This window comes from Ureibacillus sp. FSL W8-0352, assembly GCF_038004345.1.
In the GTDB taxonomy this organism is placed as follows: Bacteria; Bacillota; Bacilli; order Bacillales_A; family Planococcaceae; genus Ureibacillus; species Ureibacillus thermosphaericus.
Genome location: NZ_JBBOQT010000001.1, coordinates 3007403 through 3030932 on the forward strand (window position 1 = coordinate 3007403; position 23530 = coordinate 3030932).

Genomic DNA, 23530 nt, shown 5'->3' on the forward strand with positions numbered 1-23530 from the left:
TTCTCAAAATCTGTCATCCTGTATTTTAAGAAAATTCCAGTTTATAATTATAAGTAGATATGTAGGAATATTATTATTTTCTTGAATAATTGTCTAGGGGGGATTCAAGATGAAAATTGGTTGCATTCAAATGAATGTCGGGTTTGGGAAAGTGGAGGAAAACTACGAGCGGGCGGAACAGTTGATTCGGGAAGCGGCAAGTAAGGGCGCTGACATTGTGGTATTACCTGAAATGTGGAATACAGGATATGCTCTTGAAAAATTGGAGGAGTTGGCGGATGAAAATGGCAACCGCACAAAAGCTTTTCTTCAACACCTTGCCAGTGAGCTAGGAATACATATTATCGGTGGTTCTGTAGCGATAAAAGAAAATGGCAAATTTTATAACACAATGTATGTGGTAAACCGCGATGGGGAATTGGTGAGTGAATATAGCAAAGTTCATTTATTCAGATTAATGGATGAGGAAAAGTATTTGGAAGCGGGGAATTCCATGAACCGCTTTGATTTGGGGGATCTTCCGGCAGCGGCTGTGATTTGCTATGATATCCGTTTCCCTGAATGGCTTCGCGCTCATGCACTAGCGGGAGCAAAAGTGTTGTTCGTTGCTGCTCAATGGCCGACACCAAGAATTGATCATTGGAAAACACTTTTGCAAGCCCGTGCCATTGAAAATCAATGTTTTGTTGTGGCAGTAAATCGAATTTCTCGCAAACCGGAAAACTTTAATGGACAGTCAATGGTGATTGAACCTTGGGGTGAAGTGTTATGGACTGGTGCAGAAGATGAGGAGTTGGCGGTCATTGACGTAGATTTCTCAAAAGCGGATGAAGTTCGCACACGAATTCCGGTATATGACGACCGCCGTCCAGAATTATATGGGAAAGTAGTAGAGCAAAAGTAAAGGAAAGTGAGCCGAGCATTGTAGGAAATTGCTCGGTTTTTTATTGGTTATCGAATCTTGAGTGGACGTAATTTTTTCGAATGGCGATGATTTTTCAGGAGTTGGCAATTATTAGATCTATGAAATAGGGACTTTTTAACTGTTGATAAAAAACTTTAATCCTTTGAAACTTTTCCATTATCCCTGAAGCTCTAATTAATGAAAGGAGGATGAAGAGAGTGAAACATGATATCGAACTAGTAGAAAAAGCAATCAAAGGAGATGCGACAGCCTTTGAACAATTGCTAATTAAGGAAGAACAAATGCTTTATTACAAAGCGCTTTCCTATGTAGGAAGGAAAGAAGACGTACTGGACGTCATACAAGAAACAGCTTGCAAAGCATTTCTCGCGATTAAAGATTTGCGAAATCCCGAATATTTCTCAACATGGCTCTTCAGAATACTCATTCGTGAATGCTACCAATTATTAAAGAAACGCGATCGAATGATTCCGTACGATGAAATGGAACTATTAAGGAAAATGGAACACAAACAGGAGCTGCCATCTGATACTTTACATTTAGGCGAAGCATTATCAAAGTTAAATGAATCGTATCAAACTTCGATTATTTTATTTTACTATCACGACCTGTCCATTCGGGATATTGCCGAAGTAATGGAAAAACCGGTTGGAACAATCAAAACCTATTTGCGAAGAGCAAAAAAACATTTAAAAAATGAATTAGAAAGGAGTTATAAGTTCAATGAAAGAACAATATGATCGTTTCGAAGTGTTTCCGCAAGACGAAGTTCGATTGGCGATTCGAACTGGAATTGCTCAAGCACAAGAGCAAATAGATGGAAAGGTGAAAACTCCTTTATATAAAAGAAAAATAACTTATCTTTTAAGCAGTGTCGCTGCAGCATTTGGATTATTCATTTCAGCTCAATATTCTCCTGCGATTGCAACGAGTTTATCGAAAATACCGTTAATTGGTTCTGTTTTTGGTGATTCCGACTTTATTGGTTTACAACATGCCTACCAAGAAGGGTTAATCGACGAAATTGGCGAAACACAAACGGTTAATGGAATATCCGTTACTTTAAATGAAGTTCTGTATGATCAGAGCAATATTACAATCGGCCTCATTATTGAGTCTGAAAGGGAATTAGGTGAACATTATTTCGGTGCTGGCATGGATATTACGATTAATGGAAAATTGCCTAAAGCAGTTACAGGTTCTTATGGAGAAGAAATAGTATCAGCAACAACTCGTACAGCCATTCAAACGATCAACATTACAGAAGACATGCCTGACCAATTTGAACTGGGGCTAACGCTTCAAGGAGAAAAGGGTGAAAAATGGCATTTCTCAACACCAATCCAAAAAATAAAAGACATAAAAACAATTCCTGTTCAACATAAACAAACAGTAGATGGCATACAACTTACGGTAACAGAAGTGTCCATAAGTAAAACAGGTGTCAGTGTATCTTTTGTGAGTTCTGAAAAAGAGAGCGATTTTGATAAAACGAGAGGGCATTATATCGATTTCCGAGTAGTAGACCAAGATGGTAACAAACTGACAAACCTTTCAGGCGGAGTGACAGGGGAAAGAATGAAAGATACCATCGTGTATAAAAGTACAAAGCAATTTGATCCAATTGACTCAAAGGTAACGGAATTAACCATTACCCCATATTTAGTGATTCCATCTAGTGGTGGAGGGGTAGATGAAAACGGAAAATATATCGAAAAGGATTATAGTGCAGTAAAAGATGTTAAATTTGAATCATTTACAGTGAAAATACCTTAATAATTGAAAGGGTGTCTGAAAAGTCATTTTGAGACGCCCCCTTTGCGGCTGTCGCAAGAGCTTAGCCGCAGATAAATTGCGACGAGGAGGCGCGTTTGATGTGACCACCACAGAAGCAAAGGGTTTAAAGAAAATATTACTTTAAGAATTAAGGCTGTTCAAAAAATTATCGACTTGATATGCTCCCTATTAGGTAGACAGATGAAAAAATAAAAATTCATCTGACCTAATAGGGGGCTTTCATTATGACCTTTTACAAGTATCCTAAAAAGTTCATGTAAAAACTGATTTATTTATATTTAACGGGAGATTATTCATTTGAAAAGTTTGCTCGTCAATATAAAATGCACCAAAGCACTTTAAAACAATGGGTTCGAAAGTATGAAGCTTTTGGTGAAACGGTCTTTCACTCTAACCACAAATCCGTTAAAAACATGGACTGTCAATATATTTATAAAACGTGGCAATATTGTCACAATATCAGTAAACATAGCCATAAATACTGTAAATAAAAACATGTTCTCCACCCCAAAATTTAAAATGAATGATAATATATTCAATGGCACTAAACTTTTGAGGTGAACAAATTGAATCTACCACAAACCTTTAAAGACAAAATGCAAACATTATTACAAGATGAATATGATGCGTTTATTCGAAGTTACGAAGAAGAAAAAAATCAAGGCTTGCGCATTAACACACTAAAGATTTCAATAGATGAATTTTTACAAATTAACCCTTTTACGACTGAGAAAATCCCTTGGGTGAAGGAAGGATATTTTTATCCTAACAATGAACGTCCAGGAAAACACCCATACCATGAAGCGGGATTATATTATATCCAAGAACCAAGTGCGATGGCGGTAGGGGAATTGGTAGATCCCAAACCAGGGGAATACATTCTCGATTTATGTGCAGCACCGGGCGGGAAAACTACACATCTTGCATCGAAAATGAATGGAGAAGGGCTGCTTGTTTCGAACGAGATCCATCCGCAACGGGCAAAAATTTTATCGCAAAACGTCGAGCGAATGGGCATCAAAAATGCCATCGTGACCAATGAAACACCGGAACGTTTAGCAACGCGTTTCCCAAGTTTTTTTGATCGAATCTTAGTGGATGCCCCTTGTTCTGGAGAAGGAATGTTTCGAAAAGATGAAGAGGCTCGCTTGCATTGGAGTCCCGACAATGTAACTCTTTGTGCCAATAGACAAGACGATATTCTTGAGTATGCGCAAAGCATGTTAAAACCAGGTGGTCGTCTTGTGTATTCTACGTGCACCTTTTCTCCAGAAGAAAATGAAGGAACGATCAGCCGCTTTCTTGAAAAGTATCCACACTTCGAGATTGAACAAGTGGAAGTGTATGAAGGCTTTAGCCAAGGAAGAGCGGATTGGGTGGAAAATGCAGCCTCAAATATTGAACAAACGATTCGCATATGGCCTCATCTTGTGAAAGGGGAAGGGCATTATATTGCGGTGCTAAAAAAGAAGGACGGGGACGAGGCGCTTCGCATGAAGTATCCGAAACAAAAACTGGACCCGAAAATGATGAAGGCGTACCAGGATTTTGCCGGCGAAACATTAAATATCATGCCTTTTGGATATTTCCTTGCCTTCAACGACCAATTGTATGGATTGCCTGAAGAAGTACCAACATTAGAAAAATTAAAGGTGCTCCGTCCAGGATTGCATTTAGGAACGTTCAAAAAGAACCGCTTCGAGCCTTCCCATGCCCTTGCCTTGGCTTTACGAAAGGATGAAGCAAAAAGCGTATCGAATCTTTCCGCGGATTCGGATGAAATCATTTCCTATTTGAAAGGAGAAGTTTTACAAGCTAGCGGTCCAAAAGGATGGCACTTAATCACCGTTGATGGTTATTCGATTGGTTGGGGAAAACTCGCGGGGAATATGATGAAAAACCATTACCCAAAAGGACTGCGGTGGATGGGGAATTAGTTTTTATCTTACGAAAAGAGTTGGGGGAATAACGCTAAACTTTCACCGCGAATCATGAAATTCCTGTTACATGTAGCAACAAATTCAAAATTCTACATACATTAGAATTAACCTCTCGAGGCTGCTCTGGCTTTGGGAGGTGTTTTTATTTATAAAATTGTAAATTTCCTTCCAATAGATGTAAATTATAGGATAATATATAAGTATAAATAATTAGTGGAGGAAGGGAAGTTATGAGTAAAGTACTAGGTCTGGATATCGGGGTATCATCAGTTGGTTGGGGGATTATAGACACTGAAAAAATGGAGATAATTGATGCGGGTGTCAGACTATTTGAGGAAGCAACGAGAAATGCCAATGAAGAGCGACGTGGATTTCGGGGGGCAAGAAGATTAAAAAGAAGAAGAAACCATCGATTAGAGCGAGCTAAAAAATTATTTGAAGAGTTTGGTATACCGACAAATTGCATCGGCACAGGAAATCCATATGAAATTAGATACAAAGCGTTAAAAGAAAAAGTATCGTTGGAAGAATTAGCAATTGGTCTTTATCACATTGTAAAAAGAAGGGGTACCGTACTAGATGCTCCTTTAGAAGAAGAAAAAACGGGTGGAGAATTATCAACAAAAGAACGATTAAAAAGAAATAGTAAGGAACTAGAAACAAAATATGTTTGTGAAATACAGTTTGAAAGATTGAAAAAAGGATTAGTTCGTTCCCATGAGAACCGTTTCCGAACGGAAGATTATATAAAGGAAGCAAGAGCTATTTTAAATAGACAAGCCCAATTCCATCAAGAAATCAATGATGAATTTATTGAAAAGTATATTGAGTTAGTTCAAAAAAGAAGAGCTTATTATGATGGCCCTGGATCTAAAAAATCTCCTACCATTTACGGTAGATATTTTATAAAAAATGGGAAATTCCATGAGATGTCGATGATTGAGAAAATGAGAGGGAAATGTACTTATTTCTCGGATCAACCTCGCATTGCAAAAATGTCATTTACAGCGGAATTGTATGATTTATTAAACGGTGACTTAAATAAATTGCAAGTAAATGGGGAGTATTTAACTGAGGAAGATAAAAAATATATAGTTGAAGAAATTGTTAAGAAGGGCCAGAAGGTTACAATAGATTGAATTTTAAAATATAAAGGGCTGCCAAAAGATAAGGATGTGAGAGGATATAGAGTAGATTTGAAGAATGAAAAACCCATTTTCACGGAATTTAAAGGATACAAGAATATATTAAAATTAGTAAAAGAACATGATTTACCAAAAGAAATTTTAGATAACGTTGAATTACTAGATGAAATTAGTGAAATTCTCACAGCAGAAAAATCTTATGAAAGAAGAGAAAATGATTTAAAGAAAGCTTTGACAAATTTGGCTGGCTTTGATGAGGATACAAACGAAAAAATTATAGCTGCTTTGAAGGAAAATACTGATTTTAAAGGCTACCATGCGCTTTCAAAAAAGGCTATCCAATTAATTTTACCAGATTTATGGAAAACAAATAAAAACCAAATGGAACTATTTAGCGAACTAGGACTTGAAAGCAAACGATATCAAAATATATCCAATGGAAAGAAGATTAAATTTGATGATACTGCGATATTAAGTACAGTTGCAAAAAGAGCGCAACGAGAAGCAATTAAAATTGTAAATAAAGTACGAGAAGTATATGGTGAGATGGATTCGATAGTCATCGAAACAGCACGAGAAAATAACAGCGAAGAAGCGAAGAGAAAAAATGATGAAAATCAAAGAAAACAAAAGAAATTTGAAAAGAGAGTGGCTGAAATTTTAAGTGTTTCAACGTTGGAAGAATTAAATTTGAAACCTAAGCAACGTTTGGCCTTAAAATTATGGGATGCCCAAGATGGACAATGCTTATATTCTGGAGAAAGAATCAATCCTTATGATATTGTACAAGACTTTTATAAGTTTGAAATTGATCACATCATACCGATTTCTATTTCCTTTGACGATAGTCAAGAAAATAAAGTGCTCTGTTATCGCGAGGAAAACCAGGAAAAAGGGCAGCGAACGCCATTCCATTACCTTACAAGTTCTCCAAAGGCAAAAAGAACTTTCGAAGAATTCAGAGCAGATGTGATGAAACTTTATAATAGCGGAAAAATTTCTAATAAGAAGAGAGAATATTTACTGGAACAGCGGGACATAATGAATAACGAAGAACTTCAAAAACAATTTATTAATCGAAATTTAGTAGATACAAGATACGCAGTACGTAGCTTTTCCATGAATCTACGTTCATACTTTAAACATCATAACATACCAACAACAGTTTTATCGATTAGGGGGGATTCACTAACGCAATTCGACGCCGAGCAAGAATGAATAAAGATAGAAATAGCAGTTATGCACACCACGCGATTGATGCATTAATTGTAGCAGCGATAGGGAAACTACCAGTCTTTAAATTTTTCCAAAACTTTGGTGTAAATGAAACTGGCGTATTTTATGATCGTAGGACTGGTGAGGTTCTAACTGAAAAAGAGTTCTTTAGCGAGGATATCTATAAGTTTATAAGAAGCCTCATGAATTATGAATCTAAAATCAAGTATTCTCACAAAGTTGATAGAAAAGGGAATCGAAAAGTATCAAACCAAACAATATATAGTACGAGAGTAGTAAACGGAGAAGAATATGTTGTAGGAAAATCTGACAATATTTATACTCTCAATAAAAAGGATGCAGCAAAACTAATTGAGAAAATGAGAACAAAACGAGATAGTTTTTTCATTGCTAAGTATAACCCTGAACTATTTGATTTACTATTGAAAATTGCTAAGGAATATGAATATGCTGATAATCCGTTTAAAGAGTATTATGAACAACATGGATATATAATGAAGGATGGGAAAATTCCAGTAAAATTTTTAAGATATTATGAAGAAAAGTTGGGAGTATATATAGATATTTCTAAATATTATCCCGGTACACAACATAGAGTTATTTTAAGAAGTATAAAAAGTGTTAGAATTGATGTTTATAAAAATAGAGAAGGGAAATATAAATATTTGGGCGTACCTTATTATTGGTTTAAAGACAAAGGAAACAAATTGATACTAGATATGGAAAAATATGAAGAAGAAAAAAAGAAACCTTATAAAAATATTGATGGTTCATATGAATTCCAATTTAGTCTATATCGAAATGATTTATTTTCAATAGAGAAAAAAGAAAAAACTTTTGAATACATTCTTCTTGGAGATGCAAACTCTCGGCAAAATATTTTAGAAGCAGACCATGTTTATAAAGCTAAACAAAAAGGTGATAAAAGGATTTTTATAAAAATTGGTCCTACTCTTCAAAAATTGACAAAATATAACGTCGATGTTCTTGGAAATCGGTATAAAATTGAAAAAGAGGATTTTAAGACTACTTTACAAAAATGAGCTTTGATGTTATAGTATAGTTACGATAAATATTTATCGTAACTATACCGAAAAACTGGGAGAACCTACCGAAACAAGGGTTTATCCCGAACTCAGAGCCTTCATTTTTGAAGGCTCTTTTATTTTACAATTTACTGTTAAAAATTTTAATTTTTGTAAGAAGGAGGAAAATTTTTGAGCTGGCGAATTGTCTATATTTCAGAAGCCGAAGAGATGAGGTTATATTTAGACAATTTGAAAGTAATAAAAGACGATCAAGAAATTTTAATACCACTTTCTGATATTCACTCAATTGTAGTAGATAATCAACATACGACTGTGACTGGTAGATTAATAAATAAATTATCGGAATACCATATTTTATTAATTTTTTGTGATGAAACCCATAACCCAAATATGTTTTGTCTTAGTTTATACAGTCACTATAGAATCTATGGAATGCTATACAAACAATATGTGGAAAAAAATCGTACAAATAAAAATTTATAATCAAACTTCGATTTTAAAGCTTTTAAAGAAAAACCCAGAAGTTATTCAACGAATGATTCAATTTGCAAATTCTGTGGAGCCTGGGGATGCAACTAATAGAGAAGGAATAGCAGCATTCATTGTATTTTAAAGAATTGTTAGGAGATTCGTTTAGAAGAGAAAGAGGAGCTGTCGATGCATTTAATTCAGCATTAAATTATGGTTACATTGTATTGCGCTCTTGTGTTGCCAGGGCAGTAACTGCTCATGGATTACACCCAGCGTTAGGAATTGGTCACCGCAATCAATACAATGCATTCAATTTGGTAGATGATTGTATGGAAGTATTCAGGCCGGTTATCGATTTATGGGTAGTATTAAGTGTAAAAGAAGAGGATTACTTAACTAGAGAAATGAAGCAACAGCTTATTGCACGACTAAGTGCAAAAATAAACATTGGGGGTCAAACACAAACAGTATTAAATGCAATCGATCTGTTTATTCAATCGTTTATAAAAGCGATGAATAACAGAGATGTCGATTTAATTACAATATCCTGCTGATGGGATCGCCATATAACTTTATGAGATTGCTTTTGTTTTTTGATCTCCCAATGAATACAAAAGCTGAAAGAAGAATTTACTCAAAATTCAGAAAAACGCTAATTTCAGACGGATTTATTATGTTGCAATTTTCAGTGTATGTAAAAATTTTTCCAAATCGTGATTCCTTAATGCAATATACAGAACGGTTAAAAAGAAATTTGCCTTCAAAAGGTTCCATTCGAATTATGGCTGTAACGGAAAAACAATATGGAAATATGCAGGTCCTAGTTGGAGGGAAAAGTTTACAAGAATCAACCATAAGTAATGAATCGATGGTGATTTTATGAGGTTATGGCAAATTGATACGTGGGATAATTGTGTAACGTTGGATATGGGGCCTATCACAATTATGAAAGGATCTCATAAAACATGGTTTAAAATTGCTCGTGAAATCAACGACTTTTTTACTAACCGAGTTTCTGAAGTGAAGATTTATGAAGATGGAGAATTAATAAACAAAAAAGATTGGGAATGTTTAATGATACCATTTAATGAATCGTTGCAGTTAGATAAGGTAAATACGAAATCCCCGCTACAAATAATTCATGAAAAGATTGTTGAATTTCTAGCTGCAATTCCTCAATACGAATCTATATTAGAAGAATGGGAAGTACTTAAAGAGGAAGAGGAAATAATAAATAGAACAATATTGGAAAAGTTTGATTTACAGTTTAGATTAAAGGAGTTTGATGAATCGAATTTAAAGGATTTCTTCATTTTATCAAGTTATAAAGGTATACTAACTCCTATTGATTCCAAACTTCTTACTTTAAAGTTACTATTAGAAAAGGAAATTACAAAGCGACTTCTAATTATTATTGAGCTACCTGAATTGTATGCGGATGAACAAGAAATTGAGGAATTATTATTGATACTAAAACAATTAATGAATAGAGGTTGTTATGCGATTATCATCACAATTCTTGATGATGTGGAAGGAAGAAGCAATTTTATTTTAAAAGGTCAAGTGATTAATGAAGCAAGGGTGGAAATGCTAAGATCAAAAGTATTTAATACTATTCCTATTCCAATCGAAAATGAGGATTTTTTGAAAACGAAAGAGTTATTGTTAAGTCTGTGGATAAGGTGGGCATAAAGGGGGAGTTTTTATTAGATTTCAATGATATCCACAGAACACACATTGTAGTACTGTATGTAATTTTAAAATTATTGGAGATTGAATGGGATATTGATTTCACTAAGTTTCCGCCTAATCTTAAAAAATTTTTTGCAGAGTACTGAACGTTTTTTTATGATTCTGCTATAATGAAAATTGAGGTTTCGGTACTCTCCAGTTTTTCGGTATAGTTGAACATGATGGCGAAAAAGCGCGTCAAGCATTGGGTTTCGGTACTCTCCAGTTTTTCGGTATAGTTGAACTTTTATGATGTTGGAGTTCAAAACAGCAATGTTTCGGTACTCACCAGTTTTTCGGTATAGTTGAACAACTTTCTTGATATTCGCCAGTCTCGAACCGTTTCGGTACTCTCCAGTTTTTCGGTATAGTTGAATAATTAACTCAGTTAATTTTCTTAATGATGGGTTTCGGTACTCACCAGTTTTTCGGTATAGTTGAATATTGCTTCCAAAACAAAAGAAGGTACAACCGTTTCGGTACTCTTCAGTCATGATTTCACTTAGTATGATTGTCTGCCTTTAGGAATAGGGTGTCCTCTTGTTCAGATAGCGTGGCAACTTGTTCGGATAACACGTCCGCTTGTTCAGATAGCGCGGCAACTTGTGCGAATAGGGTGTCCGCTTGTTCAGATAGCGTGGCAACTTGTGCGAATAGGGTGTCCACTTGTTCGAATAGCGTGGCAACTTGTGCGGATAACACGTCCTCTTGTTCGGATAGCGTGTCACTTGTTCGAATAGCGCGGCAACTTGTGCGAATAGGGTGTCCGCTTGTTCAGATAGCGCGGCAACTTGTTCGGATAACACGTCCTCTTGTTCAGATAGCGCGGCAACTTGTTCGGATAACACGTCCGCTTGTTCAGATAGCGTGGCAACTTGTGCGAATAGGGTGTCCGCTTGTTCAGATAGCGCGGCAACTTGTTCGGATAACACGTCCACTTGTTCAGATAGCGTGGCAACTTGTGCGAATAGGGTGTCCGCTTGTTCAGATAGCGTGGCAACTTGTTCGGATAACACGTCCTCTTGTTCAGATAGCGTGGCAACTTGTGCGAATAGGGTGTCCTCTTGTTCGAATAGCGCGGCAACTTGTTCGGATAACACGTCCGCTTGTTCAGATAGCGTGGCAACTTGTTCAGATAAAATGTTCCCTTGTGCAGATAACCCCTCAACTTGTCTAAATAGCATGTCCGCTTGTGAAGGTAACATCCTCAATCCAATCCCCAACCTTATCCTTCTATTTCCACATAATCCCACTTGTCGTCTCAATGGTCTCGTTTTAAAATGAGTTATAGAACAAACGTTCCCTTCTTATAATAAAATAGGGAGGTGGCTAAGTATGCGCATAAATACATTCAACTACACGAACTTTAGCCCAGAAGAATTATATCAACATCTCCCAAACCGTTCGATCATTTGCATTGATATGCGTTGCTTTTATGCTAGTTGCATGGCGATGCTTCACAATTTAAATCCAATGGAAGTGCCGATAGCGGTGGTGGGCAATTTTGAGCAAAAGGGCAGTATCGTGCTTGCTGCATCACCACCGATGAAGAAGCGTTTTGGCATCAAAACCGGCTCTCGGCTTTATGAAATACCCAAACATCCAGACATTAAATTGTTCGAACCGAAAATGGAATTTTTCGTGCAAATGTCGATGGAGATTACGAATTTAATTAACCAATTCGTACCGAAAGAAGCGATTCATGTATATAGCATTGATGAAAGTTTTGTTGATTTAACAGGCACGGAAAAACTTTGGGGGCCACCTGAAAAAACTGCCAAATACATTCAAGAAAGAATATATAGCCAGTTTCAAATTCCGAGTGCGGTAGGGATGGGGCCGAATATGCTCATGGCAAAACTAGCTCTTGATTTAGAGGCGAAGAAAACAGAATTTGCTCAATGGACGTATGAAGATGTTCCGAAAAAATTATGGCCTGTGGCACCCCTTTCTGAAATGTGGGGAATTGGCCGCCGCACGGAACGAACGTTAAATAATATGGGCATTTTCAAAGTAGGAGATTTAGCGCAAACCGATTTACAACTGCTGGAAAAGCGCTTCGGTATTTTAGGAAATCAATTGTACTATCACGCTTGGGGAATTGACTTATCCCCTCTTGGTGCGCCACTTGCAGAAGGGCAAATTAGCTTCGGCAAAGGGCAAGTGCTTATGCGGGATTATCGCACACGCAGCGAAATTCTTACCGTCATTTTAGAAATGTGTGAAGATGTGGCGCGGCGAGCAAGGGAAGCGTATCAAGTAGGAAGAACGGTTTCTCTTGGTGTGAATTACAGCAAAGATGCCTTTGGAGGAGGATTTTATCGCTCCCGAACAATCGATGAACCAACGAATGATACGATGAAAATTTATGAAGTATGCAAAGAATTGCTTGATGAGTTTTATGCCGAACGCCCTGTAAGACAACTTGCTATCAGTCTCTCTAAACTTGAAACGGAACGCTCCATGCAATTAAGTTTTTTTGACCAGCAAAAATGGAAAAGGCGAAAACTTGGCGCGGTAATGGATACTTTGCGCTCTAAAATAGGGCCCACTGCTGTGCTTCGTGCGGTTTCTTATACAGAAGCAGGAACGGCCCTTGAGAGAGCTCAACTTCTTGGTGGACATAAGAAATAGAAGGAGGACGCGGCTTGTTGTGTGTATGTCTGAGAAGACGGCGGATTAACTCCTCGGCGAATATAACAAATTGTAGAGGTATGTTCCCTAGCAAGAGGCGGATTATCTCTTCGAACGAAGACAAAAGGAAGAAACTTGCTATGCCCAAACACACCTCCAACGACCTGCAACAAATGGAGTGTAAAAGGGGTGAGAAAGTGATTCGAGATCGTGGAAATATTAAATGGAATGCCATGATGCTTCCGGAACATGTGAAAGTACTCCGGGAATGGAGAGAAAAAGATAAATATGAAGAAAAACCAACTCTTGATGAAGGGGCATTGCAAGATTTAAACGAACAGCTGCTCATTGCCTTCACCAATCGCTATGAAGTCGAATTAAAAATTTGGCACAAGGGGCGCATCTTCAAAGCGACAGGGAAGATTGCCAAGCTCCATGCTGAACATGGCTGTACATTCGAAGATGGCCGCACCTTCTCCTTTGAATCGATCTATGGCATTACGATTATGGAATAAAAATAGAAAAATCCCTTCCTCTAGTCAAAAGAATAGCCCAACAAAAAGCACTGGCATATAAATAGTTTACAACATAATTTATATTGTTCGCGAATCGTGAGAATGTCGCTTTTAAGCCTGTAATTCACCAGAGGAGGGGCAAGATGAAAAGAATTCTTGTAACAGGTGCGCTTGGACAGATTGGTTCGGAATTGGTGAGAAAACTCAGATTTGAATACGGAAAAGATAATGTACTAGCAACGGATATTCGAGAAGACAAAAATCATGACGGTCCCTTTGAAGTGTTGGATGTGCTCGATGCATTAAAAATGTACGAAGTGGCGAAAAGATTTAATGCAGATACGATGATTCATTTGGCAGCATTGCTTTCCGCAACGGCAGAAATTAAACCAATCCTTGCATGGGAATTAAATATGGGCGGTTTATTAAATGCGTTAGAGGTTTCAAAAGAATTAAACATGCAATTGTTTAATCCGAGTTCTATTGCAGTCTTTGGACCAACTACTCCGAAAATCGATACACCACAAGAAACATTGCAACGGCCGACGACCATGTATGGCGTGAATAAAGTAGCAGGAGAATTGCTATGCGATTATTATCACTTACGCTACGGTGTTGATGTAAGAGGTCTTCGATTCCCAGGTTTAATTTCACCAGGAACACCACCTGGAGGAGGAACGACGGATTATGCGGTGGAAATTTATCATAAAGCGGTAAATGAGGGAAGTTATACTTCTTATATTGCAGAAGGAACATATATGGATATGATGTATATGCCTGATGCATTGAATGCGATTGTGGATTTAATGGAAGCAGATCCTGCCAAACTAACTGTTCGCAATGCCTATAATATCTCCGCAATGAGCTTTGATCCATCAGAGATTGCAGCGGAAATCAAAAAACATATTCCTCATTTTGAAATTAAATATGACGTCGATCCGGTGCGGCAAAGTATTGCGGAAAGTTGGCCAAATTCCATCGATTCTTCCCGAGCGATTGCTGACTGGGGATTCAAGGCAACTTATGATTTAACGACAATGACAATCGATATGCTTGATAAAATCGGTGGAGGCATTAAAAGCAAAACGACACTATAACATGTAAAAGGGATTTTATTTATATATGATACGTAAAGAAAAAGGAGAGTTGGAAGTTCCGAAACTTTGCGACTTCTCTTAACGAAAAAATTGCATAAGAAAAGGGGAGTTCGAATTCGAACAGCCCCTTATTTTTTCAGCAATTCAAATACTTGTTGTACATCTTTATCACCACGGCCAGAAATATTAACGATAATGCTATCTTCAGCTGATAAAGTAGGTGCCAATTTCAGAGCATAGGCAACGGCGTGAGAGCTTTCAAGAGCTGGAATAATACCTTCCGTTTTGGATAACGTTTGGAATGCTTCTAATACTTCTTCGTTTGTGACCGCAACATACTCGCCGCGGCCTGTTTCATGCAAGTAGGCGTGTAGTGGTCCAACCCCTTGATAATCTAAACCGGCAGCGATGGAATTTGTATCGAGCAAGTTGCCTTCTTCATCTTGAAGGACATAGCTTTTGAAGCCGTGAAGGATGCCAGGAGAACCTTTCGTAAGGGTTGCAGCGCCTGCAGGTTCCACACCGATTAAGCGCACATTTTCATCATTAATATAATGGGAGAAAGCACCAGCTGCATTGCTGCCCCCACCGACAGCAGCGATAATAGCTGTTGGAAGTTTGCCTTCTCTTTCTAAATGTTGAGCGCGGCTTTCACGGCTAATCACGGATTGGAAATGTTCTACAATTTCAGGATATGGAGTAGGGCCTACTGCTGAACCTAGCAAATAGAAAGTATTTTCATAGTTATTAACTAAATCAAGGAAGGCTTCATCTACCGCTTCTTTTAATAAGCCGTTTCCTTTATCCACCGCAACTACTTGAGCACCGAGAAGCTCCATGCGGAACACATTTAAAGCTTGGCGCTTCGTGTCCTTTGCGCCCATGTAAATCGTGCATTCCATTCCGAACATCGCAGCAGCTGTCGCAGTGGCAACTCCGTGTTGTCCAGCTCCCGTTTCAGCGATGATTCTTTTAGCTCCCATACGTTTGGCAAGCAAAATTTGGCCAAGCACATTGTTTAATTTATGGGAGCCCGTATGGTTTAAATCTTCCCGTTTTAAATAAATTTTTGCTCCGCCCAATTTTTCCGTTAAATTTTTAGCAAAGTAAAGGGGAGTTTCGCGGCCAGCATATTCTTTTAAGTAATAGTTTAGTTCTTCATTGAAAGCTGGGTCGTCTTTAACTTTCCCAAATTCTTCTGCAATTCGGTCGAGCACTTTTTGTACCTCATCTGGAACAAAGCTGCCACCAAAATCTCCATAGTAACCATTTTTAATTAAAGTTTTGCTCAAGATTTACAACTCCTTTTTCAAAGTGTTGATTTTGTCACAAAAACAGTCAATATGTTCACAAAATCTGTATCTTCGAAGCTTTCACAAGACTTTCAATTGTATCCCAATCATCTTTTGTTAAACTGTCAACGATTTTACTGCCGACAATAACACCGCTTGTAAAGGTGCCGAATTGTATAACCTGTTCTGGGGTGGAAATGCCGAACCCTGCTAAAACAGGTGTATCTGTATAGCTTTGAATTTTTTTAAAATGGCTCTCTAAGTCGCCTTCAAAAGTGGAGCGAGCACCAGTGATTCCATTAACTGTCACCGCATAAATAAATCCTTCGCTTGCTTTTGTAAGCTTTTCAATTCGCTCTGGTGTACTTGTCAATGAAACAAGCTGAACTAAGTCAACGCCATATGCCTTAAGTGAAGGGTGAACGATAGTACTTTCTTCTAGTGGCATATCTGGAATAATGACGCCGCGAATCCCTGCCTCATAAGCATCTTTTGCAAATGCATCGATTCCGTAGGCTAAAATCGGGTTTAAATAGGTCATTGCCACTAATGGAACGGTAATTTCATCTGCGAAAGAGGCAAGAGTTTCAAGTACTTTTCGTAATGTTGTGCCCTTTGCTAATGCTCTTACAGCAGCCTCTTCAATCGTCGGTCCATCCGCTACAGGGTCGGTGAAGGGGATGCCCACTTCAATCGCAGTGACGCCTAGTTGTTGCAATTTCAAAATCGTCGGTTTCAACGTATCAAGCCCGCCATCGCCAGCCATTATGTAAGGAATAAAAGCTTTATGGCCTAGGCGAGTTGCTCCTACAATTGCTTCAGTTAATTGGCTCATGATAAGTCACCTCCAAGGGCATCAAAAATTGTATGAACGTCTTTATCTCCACGGCCGGATAAACAAACGACGATAATCTGATCTTGGTTCATTGTTTTTGCAAGTTCAGTAGCATAATAAACGGCATGGGCGCTCTCTAAAGCAGGGAGAATCCCTTCTGTTTGGCAAAGAAGTTTAACCGCCGCAAGCGCTTCTTCATCAGTTGCCATGACATATTGGGCGCGGCCAGTTTCATACAAATAGCAATGTTCTGGGCCGACTCCCGGATAGTCAAGCCCTGCGGAAATGGAGTGAGCTTCTTGTACAAATCCGTCATCATCTTGCAATAAGTACATATAAGCGCCATGCAATACACCCGTTTTTCCACCGTTAATAGCAGCTGCATGTTTTCCAGTTTCAAAGCCTTTTCCGGCAGCTTCCACACCGTATAGAGCAACCTCTTGATTTTCAACGAAAGGATAGAACATACCAATGGAGTTGCTGCCACCTCCGATGCAAGCAACAACAGCATCAGGCAGTCGGTTTTCCTTTTCGATAATTTGTTTTTTCGTTTCATCGCCAATGATCCGCTGGAAGTCACGGACAATTGTAGGGAAGGGGTGTGGCCCCATGGCAGAGCCTAAAATGTAGTGGGTTGTTTCGACATTTGTCACCCAGTAACGCAACGCTTCGTTGACCGCATCTTTTAATGTTCTGGATCCTTTATCGACAGCCACCACTTTTGTACCTAATAGTTCCATGCGGAATACGTTCAATGCTTGACGCTTTACATCTTCTGCTCCCATGAAGACGATGCATTCCATGTTGAGTAGGGCGCAGGCAGTTGCAGTTGCGACACCATGTTGACCAGCTCCAGTTTCGGCAACAATTTTTGTTTTGCCCATCCGTTTTGCAAGCAATGCCTGGCCGAGAGCGTTGTTAATTTTGTGGGCTCCTGTATGGTTTAAATCTTCTCGTTTTAAATAAATTTTTGCGCCGCCACAATGCTCAGTAAGTCGTTCTGCAAAGTAAAGGGGCGTTTCTCTGCCAACGTAGTCTTTTAAATAGTAGTGAAGTTCCTGTTGGAAAGACTCATCATGTTTATATTGTTCATAAGCTTCTTCAAGTTCCAGTAAGGCTGTCATTAATGTTTCCGGAACAAATTGACCGCCAAAACGACCGAACTTGCCTTTTACTTTCGTCATGTCATTTAGCTCCTTTAACCGTTTATTGTAAAGTTGTTGCTGCTTGGATGAATGATTGAATCAGCTCACAATTTTTCTTTCCATCTTGCTCAACGCCGCTTGAAACATCTACAGCGAAAGGTTGTACCGCTGCAATCGCCTGCTGCACGTTCAAAGCATTCAGTCCTCCTGCAAGTATTACTTTCTCTTTAGGGATGGAAAGTTGATCAAGTAAAGACCAATCAAATGATTTACCACTCCCGCCAGCGAAATCTGTTCCGGGAGCATCGAATAAATAGTAATCTACGTTGTACTTGCTAGCTTTTTCAACATCGCTAAGCTCGCGGATGGAAAAAGCTTTGATAGAAGGGAGTCCTAGTTTTTCGATAAAAGTTGGGTCTTCATTGCCGTGATATTGAATGAAATCGAGTGGTACTTTTTCAAAAGCTTCTTTCACTTCATCTTCTGTCGGATTGACAAATACACCAACTTTTTTCACATGTTTCGGTACTATTTGTGCAAGTTCACAGGCCTTTTTGATGGAAATTTGTCTTTTGCTTGGCGCAAACACAAAGCCTAAAAAATTCGCTCCTGCAGCAACTGCACAATGCACGTGAACTTTTTCTTTTAATCCGCAAATTTTCACTTTTGTCATCGCTCTACATCCTTAAAGGGAGGAAGATTTATTTGGAAAGATTTTAATGTCTCTTCCACATTGCCGCTTCTCATCAACGATTCGCCGACAAGAATTCCACGGGCTCCCGCTTTAGCAACACGTTCGGCATCCACTGTTTCAAAAATGCCGCTTTCACTGATGAAGGCTATACCTTCAACGCGATTGATTGTTTCTGCCAACTTTTCAGTTTGAGCTAAGTTGACGTGGAATGTTTTCAAATCTCTGTTATTGACACCAATCAATTTTGGTTGAAGGCGAAGGGCGCGCTCCAATTCTTCTTCGTTGTGTACTTCAACAAGTACCTCTAATCCTAAACCTGTTGCGTACTCATATAATTCCGATAAAGTTTCGTCATCTAAAGCAGCGACAATCAGCAAAATAACGGATGCACCTGCATGGAGTGCATAATCGATTTGCACTTTATCGATGATGAAATCTTTATTTAAAATTGGAGTATCCACATGATTTGCAATGCTGGCCAAGTCTTCAAAAGATCCTTTGAAAAACTTTTCTTCCGTTAAAACAGAGATGCATGCTGCACCAGCTTGTGCATATCGTTTTGCTTGTTGTACTGGGTCAGCGTCCTCATTAATGATGCCTTTAGAAGGGGAGGCTCGCTTCATTTCTGCAATAATTTGAAGAGTGTTAGATTTTCGTAATGCATCGTACAATGATGGCCGTTTTTTTAAAGGAATGTCCCATTGGGGCTTTGATTCTTTCAATTTTGGAAGAATCGCTTTTTTATGTTCAATTATCATATCTAAAATCGTCATTAAAGTGCTTGCTCCTTTATTGTGTTTTGGCTAAATTCAATCACTGCTTCTAGTTTCTTATAAGCACGACCGGATTCGATGGCATCACGAGCCATGGAAACACCTTCTTTCAATGTTTCGGCAATGCCGTATGCGAAGAAAGCGAGAGCTGAATTTAAAACGACTGCATCATAGTATGGCGAGCGTTTTCCTTTCAATAATTCTTTTAATATTTCAGCATTTTCTTCCGGTGTACCACCACGGAGGTGTGATATCGATGCAGGTTGTATACCCAGTTCTTCAATGTTGATGGTGAAAGGTTTAATTTCGCCATTTTCCAACAGGGCAGAACGGTTTCGGTGGTCGAGAGAAGCTTCATCCATGCCTTGTGATCCTGAAATAACGATAGCTCGCTTTCTCCCTAAAATACTTAATACTTTTGCATATTCCTCCACGAAATCTGGACGATTAATGCCGACTAGTTGAACCTCTAAGTCAACAGGATTTGTTAAGGGGCCAACTAAGTTGAAAATGGTTGGCTTACCAATTGCTCGTCGAACTTCACCGATGCGTTTCAGTTTTGGATGAACGGCCGGGGCATATAGAAAAGTGATTCCTTCTTGTTCCAATAACTGTACGGACTCATGGACAGTAAAATCTGTATGAATACCTAGTGCTTGTAGGACATCGGAACTTCCAGAAGAACTAGAAATTTTCCGATTGCCGTGTTTTGCAACTTTGACACCACTACTAGCTAACACAAAGGCAGAAGTTGTACTGATGTTGAAAGTTTTCAGACCGTCGCCCCCAGTACCGCAAATATCGATATAAGTATCTTTTGGAACAGGGAAATGAATGGCATTGGATTTCATCACGATGGAAAGGGCGGCAATTTCCTCTGCTGTTTCACCTTTTTCATGAAGTGCTACTAAAAATTCAGCAATTGCTTCTTTTGGTGTTTCCTCGTTAAAGATGTTTTCTACCGCTTGCATCATATCGTCATAAGATAAGTTTTCCTTCTGTTGAACTCGTTTGATATAAGCTTGAATGTTCATTCTATCATCCTCCAAATTTAAAATTTGAAGTTTAGATAGAATAGCCGGTGGGAGAAATAAAAAAAACCTCTGCAAAAGGGCATGAAAACCCATTTGCAGAGGACGACCTTGCTGCCGCGTTGCCACCTCTATTGAAGCAGTTATGACTTCCACCTCGGTGTGCTCACTGTCGTGAACACTTCCCAATAACGCGGGAAAGACGTCAACCACTTGCGCAGTTGCTCTCGTAAGGCCCATTCACGAAAAGGAATGCACTAGTTTCCACCAACCACTAGCTCTCTATCGCATTACACATTTCGCTACTTTTCCTTACTCATCAATTTTGCTCGGCTATTCTCAACTAAACTCAGACTCTACTCAACTAAGCTACCGGTGCGGTGATTGTGCTTCCACAACCTTTCTCCGCCACGTTTGATTTCATTATATTTTATTCTGAAATTATATGAATGTCAATAATTTTCGGTAAATTTGGGAAGGAAAATGTTATTCGAATAAATAAGTATTTTCGAATCGATAAATTGCTAAATTCAAAAAATAATTGCTGATTGTAAAAATCAAGCAAATCCAAAAGAGTTCGTTCGTTTTTAATCCTAGTATAAAAAAGTAGCACAGACTGTACATTAGTCTGTGCTACTAGTTTTAGTGCGCCTGGCATGGGTGTAATCTATAGGGTGTAAGTCCCGAACTGTGAAGGCAGAAGTAACAGTTAGCTTAACGCAAGGGTGTCCGTGGTGACGCGGAATCTGAAGGAAGCGAGCGGCAAACTTCCGGTCTGAGGAACACGAACTTCATATAAGGCTAGGTATCATTGGATGAGTTTGCTAAACAAAACAAAGTCCTTTCTGCCAAAGGTGGTACAGAGTAAATGAAGCAGATAGATGGAAGGAAAGATTACATTCTTACCCGGGGAGGTCTGGCGGATATGTGAAGTACGCTTCATAACCTACTTAGTGATAAGTAGCTGAACCGTCAGAAGTCAGCAGAGGTCATAGTATTAGTTGGTTTAGAACTACTAAGAAGGACCGAACAATTAAGAGAGAATAGCCCTTGGCATTCAGTGAGTCATGATGAACACAGAAAACGTAGTACCTCACTTGAGGAAGGAAGCGGTGAATCCCGTGGGAGACCTCTTGGAGGGTGGAGTGACCACTGGCATAAAGAGAACAGCTATTCACGGAAGTTATAAAGACTTGCGTCAATCATCTTAATTGAACCGCCGTATACGGAACCGTACGTACGGTGGTGTGAGAGGACGGGAGTTAATCGCTCCCTCCTACTCGATTATTATTGATCGATTAAATTTTTGAAATGTAATCGTTTATCTAGCAATTGCATAATTGGAATACCGATAAGTAAAACAACCGCTTCACCAATGGCTGTAGTTAACCACGAAAGCCAGAAGGGAAGCTCTAACGCTAACTTTAATTCTAAAGCGATAATCCACATCATGAATGTGAAGACAAATGAGTTAATCAACATACGATAGGCGATGTTTTTCACATATTTGCTAACGATGATAAGAATCGTTAAGCAAATAACGGAGTGGGCTACTCCGAAGACTAAATCAAACCAGCCTAGAGGTGAAAATAAGTTTGATATAAATACGCCTAATACAACACCTAGCATATAGCGAGGGTTAAAGGCTATTAGGTGGTTAAAGATTTCAGCGATGCGAAATTGAATATCGCCAAAACTTAAAAATGATAGCGTATACGTTACCGCAATATAAAGTGCAGCTATGATTGCGGACATTGCCATAAATTTTGTTTTCATTAAATTTTCACTCCTTAGTTTTTTATCGTGGGATTTCGCGAACCACGGTGTGATAAGCACACAAATTATAATTCTATCATAAACAAAAAGAAAATCAAATTTAGCTTTGGAAAAAATGAACGATGATAATGGGAAGATTTCGTACAACAAAATAAAGTTCACAATTTTGTCACAAAATATTCATTATTTCAAAAAAACAATTTATTCTACAAAATTCTCGTAATTTAGCGATTTAAAGCGATAAATTAATATTACTAAAGTAATAAAAAGAATTTTCTTAAATTCAGAACATTCCTAATGTTATTGACTCTTGAACTATGAGAATGTAATATATCTTTAAACTCTAGCTTTATTTGAATAAAGCGAAAAAATTTTTCATTCGAAATGGTTAGTAATTTTTTGAAGGATAGCGGGGGATATTTGTATGAAAAGTAGCATGAAAAAACTATCATTTTTGCTCTTTGGTTTAATGTTGCTTCTAGCTGCTTGTGGCGGCGGCGGTAATGATACATCTGAATCGAGCGAAAACAACACAGAAAACGAAACAGAAACAAAAAATTATAAGATTGGTGTAACACAAATTGTTGAACATCCATCTTTAAACGCTGCATATCAAGGATTCCAAGATGCATTGAAAGATGCTGGTTTAAATGTTGAATATGATTATCAAATTGCACAAAACGATAATAGTTTGAATACGCAAATTGCACAAAACTTAGCAAGTGCAGGAGTAGATTTGATTTTCGCCAACTCGACTCCATCTGCACAAGCTGCTAAAAATGTAACAACTGAAATTCCAATTGTTTTTACATCTGTAACAGATCCGGTTGCAGCTCAATTAATTGATTCGATTGAATCACCTGGTGCAAACGTTACTGGTACGATTGACTTGCACCCAGAAGCAATTAAAACAACGGTAGAATTCATGAAAGACGCTTTAGACGTTAAATCAATCGGAATGGTTTACAACGCAGGTGAACAAAACTCAGTAGCTCAAGTAAACCAAGTGAAAGAGATTGCTGATTCATTAGGTTTAAAAGTAGAAGGTGCTACTGTATCTCAAAGTTCAGAGATCAAACAAGCTGCAGAATCTTTAATCGGAAAAGTTGATGCATTTTATATCATTACAGATAACACAGTCGTATCCGCTCTAGAATCTATTATTCAAGTAGCAGATAGCAATAAACTACCGCTTGTTGTTGGTGAATTTGACTCTGTAAGACGCGGCGGATTGTTGGCATTTGGTTTCGAGTATTACGATATCGGATATCAAGCTGGTGAAATGGCTGCAAAAATCTTAAAAGGTGAAGCGACACCTGCAGATATTCCAGCAGAATATCCAAATACATTGAAATTAGTAATGAATAAAGATGCAATTGAGAAACTTGGTCTTGAAGTGAAAGACGAGTGGGAAGCTGAGCTTGTCGAAACACAACAATAAAAT

General features: G+C 38.3%; 22 protein-coding genes, 1 pseudogene, 1 riboswitch and 1 other annotated feature. Of the genes and pseudogenes, 15 read left to right on the forward strand and 8 right to left on the reverse strand.

Annotated features, from left to right (window positions below):
* Positions 1-109: 109 nt before the first annotated feature.
* The 10 genes and pseudogenes from NST98_RS15190 (at position 110) to NST98_RS15230 (ending at position 10255) form a co-directional block, all read left to right on the forward strand.
* Positions 110-904 carry a carbon-nitrogen family hydrolase gene (locus tag NST98_RS15190; RefSeq protein ID WP_340715462.1) on the forward strand — a complete coding sequence of 265 codons (795 nt, stop codon included), beginning with the start codon at positions 110-112 and terminating at the stop codon, positions 902-904.
* 209 nt (positions 905-1113) lie between these two features.
* On the forward strand, positions 1114-1665 hold the full coding sequence (locus tag NST98_RS15195) for a sigma-70 family RNA polymerase sigma factor (RefSeq protein WP_340715463.1): 552 nt from the start codon (positions 1114-1116) through the stop codon (positions 1663-1665).
* On the forward strand, positions 1649-2701 hold the full coding sequence (locus tag NST98_RS15200) for a DUF4179 domain-containing protein (protein ID WP_340715464.1): 1053 nt from the start codon (positions 1649-1651) through the stop codon (positions 2699-2701). The genes NST98_RS15195 and NST98_RS15200 overlap by 17 nt, the downstream gene beginning before the upstream one ends.
* 287 nt (positions 2702-2988) lie before the next feature.
* Entirely contained in the window at positions 2989-3213 is a 225-nt protein-coding gene (locus tag NST98_RS17355; RefSeq protein ID WP_445684061.1) for a helix-turn-helix domain-containing protein, read from the forward strand.
* 75 nt (positions 3214-3288) lie between these two features.
* Positions 3289-4659, forward strand: coding sequence for an RsmB/NOP family class I SAM-dependent RNA methyltransferase (locus NST98_RS15205; RefSeq protein WP_340715465.1), 1371 nt, complete (start codon positions 3289-3291; stop codon positions 4657-4659).
* A gap of 302 nt (positions 4660-4961) precedes the next feature.
* A pseudogene (cas9, locus tag NST98_RS15210) lies at positions 4962-8086 on the forward strand (type II CRISPR RNA-guided endonuclease Cas9).
* A 174-nt stretch (positions 8087-8260) separates the two neighbouring features.
* The gene (locus NST98_RS15215; protein ID WP_340715466.1) at positions 8261-8575 is read left to right on the forward strand and encodes a CRISPR-associated endonuclease Cas1; all 315 of its coding nucleotides are present in this window, start codon (positions 8261-8263) and stop codon (positions 8573-8575) included.
* Positions 8576-8694: 119 nt separating this feature from the next.
* The gene (cas1, locus tag NST98_RS15220) at positions 8695-9117 is read left to right on the forward strand and encodes a type II CRISPR-associated endonuclease Cas1 (RefSeq protein ID WP_340715467.1); all 423 of its coding nucleotides are present in this window, start codon (positions 8695-8697) and stop codon (positions 9115-9117) included.
* Between the two features lie 20 nt (positions 9118-9137).
* On the forward strand, positions 9138-9446 hold the full coding sequence (gene cas2, locus NST98_RS15225; RefSeq protein WP_040764400.1) for a CRISPR-associated endonuclease Cas2: 309 nt from the start codon (positions 9138-9140) through the stop codon (positions 9444-9446).
* Positions 9443-10255: a hypothetical protein gene (locus NST98_RS15230; RefSeq protein WP_340715468.1), complete on the forward strand. Its 813-nt coding sequence runs from the start codon at positions 9443-9445 to the stop codon at positions 10253-10255. The genes cas2 and NST98_RS15230 overlap by 4 nt, the downstream gene beginning before the upstream one ends.
* A gap of 560 nt (positions 10256-10815) precedes the next feature.
* Here the strand turns inward: NST98_RS15230 and NST98_RS15235 are convergent.
* The gene (locus NST98_RS15235) at positions 10816-11499 is read right to left on the reverse strand and encodes a hypothetical protein (protein WP_340715469.1); all 684 of its coding nucleotides are present in this window, start codon (positions 11497-11499) and stop codon (positions 10816-10818) included.
* 130 nt (positions 11500-11629) lie between these two features.
* Between NST98_RS15235 and NST98_RS15240 the strand changes: the two genes are divergently transcribed.
* The 3 genes from NST98_RS15240 to NST98_RS15250 all read left to right on the forward strand — a co-directional run bounded on the left by NST98_RS15240 (position 11630) and on the right by NST98_RS15250 (position 14540).
* Positions 11630-12928, forward strand: a complete 1299-nt coding sequence (locus NST98_RS15240; protein ID WP_339289281.1) for a Y-family DNA polymerase — start codon at positions 11630-11632, stop codon at positions 12926-12928.
* A gap of 197 nt (positions 12929-13125) precedes the next feature.
* Positions 13126-13443, forward strand: a complete 318-nt coding sequence (locus NST98_RS15245) for a YolD-like family protein (RefSeq protein ID WP_016837326.1) — start codon at positions 13126-13128, stop codon at positions 13441-13443.
* A gap of 143 nt (positions 13444-13586) precedes the next feature.
* Positions 13587-14540 carry an NAD-dependent epimerase/dehydratase family protein gene (locus NST98_RS15250; protein WP_339289279.1) on the forward strand — a complete coding sequence of 318 codons (954 nt, stop codon included), beginning with the start codon at positions 13587-13589 and terminating at the stop codon, positions 14538-14540.
* A gap of 128 nt (positions 14541-14668) precedes the next feature.
* Here NST98_RS15250 and trpB (NST98_RS15255) read toward each other — a convergent pair whose 3' ends face one another.
* Genes trpB (NST98_RS15255) through trpD form a run of 6 tightly spaced genes read right to left on the reverse strand, consistent with a single transcriptional unit; the run spans position 14669 to position 20313 of the window.
* Positions 14669-15832: a tryptophan synthase subunit beta gene (trpB, locus tag NST98_RS15255; protein ID WP_340715470.1), complete on the reverse strand. Its 1164-nt coding sequence runs from the start codon at positions 15830-15832 to the stop codon at positions 14669-14671.
* Positions 15833-15887: 55 nt separating this feature from the next.
* The gene (gene trpA, locus NST98_RS15260) at positions 15888-16667 is read right to left on the reverse strand and encodes a tryptophan synthase subunit alpha (protein WP_340715471.1); all 780 of its coding nucleotides are present in this window, start codon (positions 16665-16667) and stop codon (positions 15888-15890) included.
* Positions 16664-17851: a tryptophan synthase subunit beta gene (gene trpB, locus NST98_RS15265; protein WP_339289274.1), complete on the reverse strand. Its 1188-nt coding sequence runs from the start codon at positions 17849-17851 to the stop codon at positions 16664-16666. The genes trpA and trpB (NST98_RS15265) overlap by 4 nt, the downstream gene beginning before the upstream one ends.
* Positions 17852-17873: 22 nt before the next feature.
* Complete coding sequence (locus NST98_RS15270; RefSeq protein WP_340715472.1) at positions 17874-18485, reverse strand: phosphoribosylanthranilate isomerase; 612 nt, start codon at positions 18483-18485, stop codon at positions 17874-17876.
* Entirely contained in the window at positions 18482-19279 is a 798-nt protein-coding gene (gene trpC, locus NST98_RS15275) for an indole-3-glycerol phosphate synthase TrpC (protein WP_340715473.1), read from the reverse strand. The genes NST98_RS15270 and trpC overlap by 4 nt, the downstream gene beginning before the upstream one ends.
* On the reverse strand, positions 19279-20313 hold the full coding sequence (gene trpD / locus NST98_RS15280) for an anthranilate phosphoribosyltransferase (RefSeq protein ID WP_340715474.1): 1035 nt from the start codon (positions 20311-20313) through the stop codon (positions 19279-19281). Before trpD ends, trpC begins: the two co-directional genes overlap by 1 nt.
* A 95-nt stretch (positions 20314-20408) precedes the next feature.
* Positions 20409-20639 (reverse strand) — a binding site (T-box leader).
* A gap of 738 nt (positions 20640-21377) precedes the next feature.
* Between trpD and NST98_RS15285 the strand changes: the two genes are divergently transcribed.
* The gene (locus NST98_RS15285; RefSeq protein WP_172597779.1) at positions 21378-21521 is read left to right on the forward strand and encodes a hypothetical protein; all 144 of its coding nucleotides are present in this window, start codon (positions 21378-21380) and stop codon (positions 21519-21521) included.
* Positions 21522-21597: 76 nt separating this feature from the next.
* On the opposite strand, the gene NST98_RS15290 is transcribed toward NST98_RS15285, so the two are convergent.
* On the reverse strand, positions 21598-22086 hold the full coding sequence (locus NST98_RS15290) for a QueT transporter family protein (RefSeq protein ID WP_340433940.1): 489 nt from the start codon (positions 22084-22086) through the stop codon (positions 21598-21600).
* Between the two features lie 8 nt (positions 22087-22094).
* A riboswitch (PreQ1 riboswitch) is annotated at positions 22095-22138 on the reverse strand.
* A gap of 372 nt (positions 22139-22510) precedes the next feature.
* On the opposite strand from NST98_RS15290, the gene NST98_RS15295 reads away from it, so the two are divergent.
* Positions 22511-23527, forward strand: coding sequence for an ABC transporter substrate-binding protein (locus NST98_RS15295; protein ID WP_340715475.1), 1017 nt, complete (start codon positions 22511-22513; stop codon positions 23525-23527).
* The last annotated feature ends 3 nt before the right edge of the window (positions 23528-23530 follow it).

Coding starts and splice junctions, on each gene's coding strand:
- NST98_RS15200 (WP_340715464.1), top strand. CDS start 1,649: ATGAAAGAACAATATGATCGTTTCGAAGTGTTTCCGCAAGACGAAGTT.
- NST98_RS15195 (WP_340715463.1), top strand. CDS start 1,114: ATGAAGAGAGTGAAACATGATATCGAACTAGTAGAAAAAGCAATCAAA.
- cas2 (WP_040764400.1), top strand. CDS start 9,138: ATGAGATTGCTTTTGTTTTTTGATCTCCCAATGAATACAAAAGCTGAA.
- NST98_RS15250 (WP_339289279.1), top strand. CDS start 13,587: ATGAAAAGAATTCTTGTAACAGGTGCGCTTGGACAGATTGGTTCGGAA.
- NST98_RS15285 (WP_172597779.1), top strand. CDS start 21,378: ATGATGAACACAGAAAACGTAGTACCTCACTTGAGGAAGGAAGCGGTG.
- NST98_RS15230 (WP_340715468.1), top strand. CDS start 9,443: ATGAGGTTATGGCAAATTGATACGTGGGATAATTGTGTAACGTTGGAT.
- NST98_RS15240 (WP_339289281.1), top strand. CDS start 11,630: ATGCGCATAAATACATTCAACTACACGAACTTTAGCCCAGAAGAATTA.
- trpA (WP_340715471.1), bottom strand. CDS start 16,667: ATGAGCCAATTAACTGAAGCAATTGTAGGAGCAACTCGCCTAGGCCAT.
- NST98_RS15270 (WP_340715472.1), bottom strand. CDS start 18,485: ATGACAAAAGTGAAAATTTGCGGATTAAAAGAAAAAGTTCACGTGCAT.
- trpB (WP_339289274.1), bottom strand. CDS start 17,851: ATGACGAAAGTAAAAGGCAAGTTCGGTCGTTTTGGCGGTCAATTTGTT.
- trpD (WP_340715474.1), bottom strand. CDS start 20,313: ATGAACATTCAAGCTTATATCAAACGAGTTCAACAGAAGGAAAACTTA.
- NST98_RS15290 (WP_340433940.1), bottom strand. CDS start 22,086: ATGAAAACAAAATTTATGGCAATGTCCGCAATCATAGCTGCACTTTAT.
- NST98_RS15190 (WP_340715462.1), top strand. CDS start 110: ATGAAAATTGGTTGCATTCAAATGAATGTCGGGTTTGGGAAAGTGGAG.
- trpC (WP_340715473.1), bottom strand. CDS start 19,279: ATGACGATTTTAGATATGATAATTGAACATAAAAAAGCGATTCTTCCA.
- NST98_RS15295 (WP_340715475.1), top strand. CDS start 22,511: ATGAAAAGTAGCATGAAAAAACTATCATTTTTGCTCTTTGGTTTAATG.
- NST98_RS15235 (WP_340715469.1), bottom strand. CDS start 11,499: ATGTTACCTTCACAAGCGGACATGCTATTTAGACAAGTTGAGGGGTTA.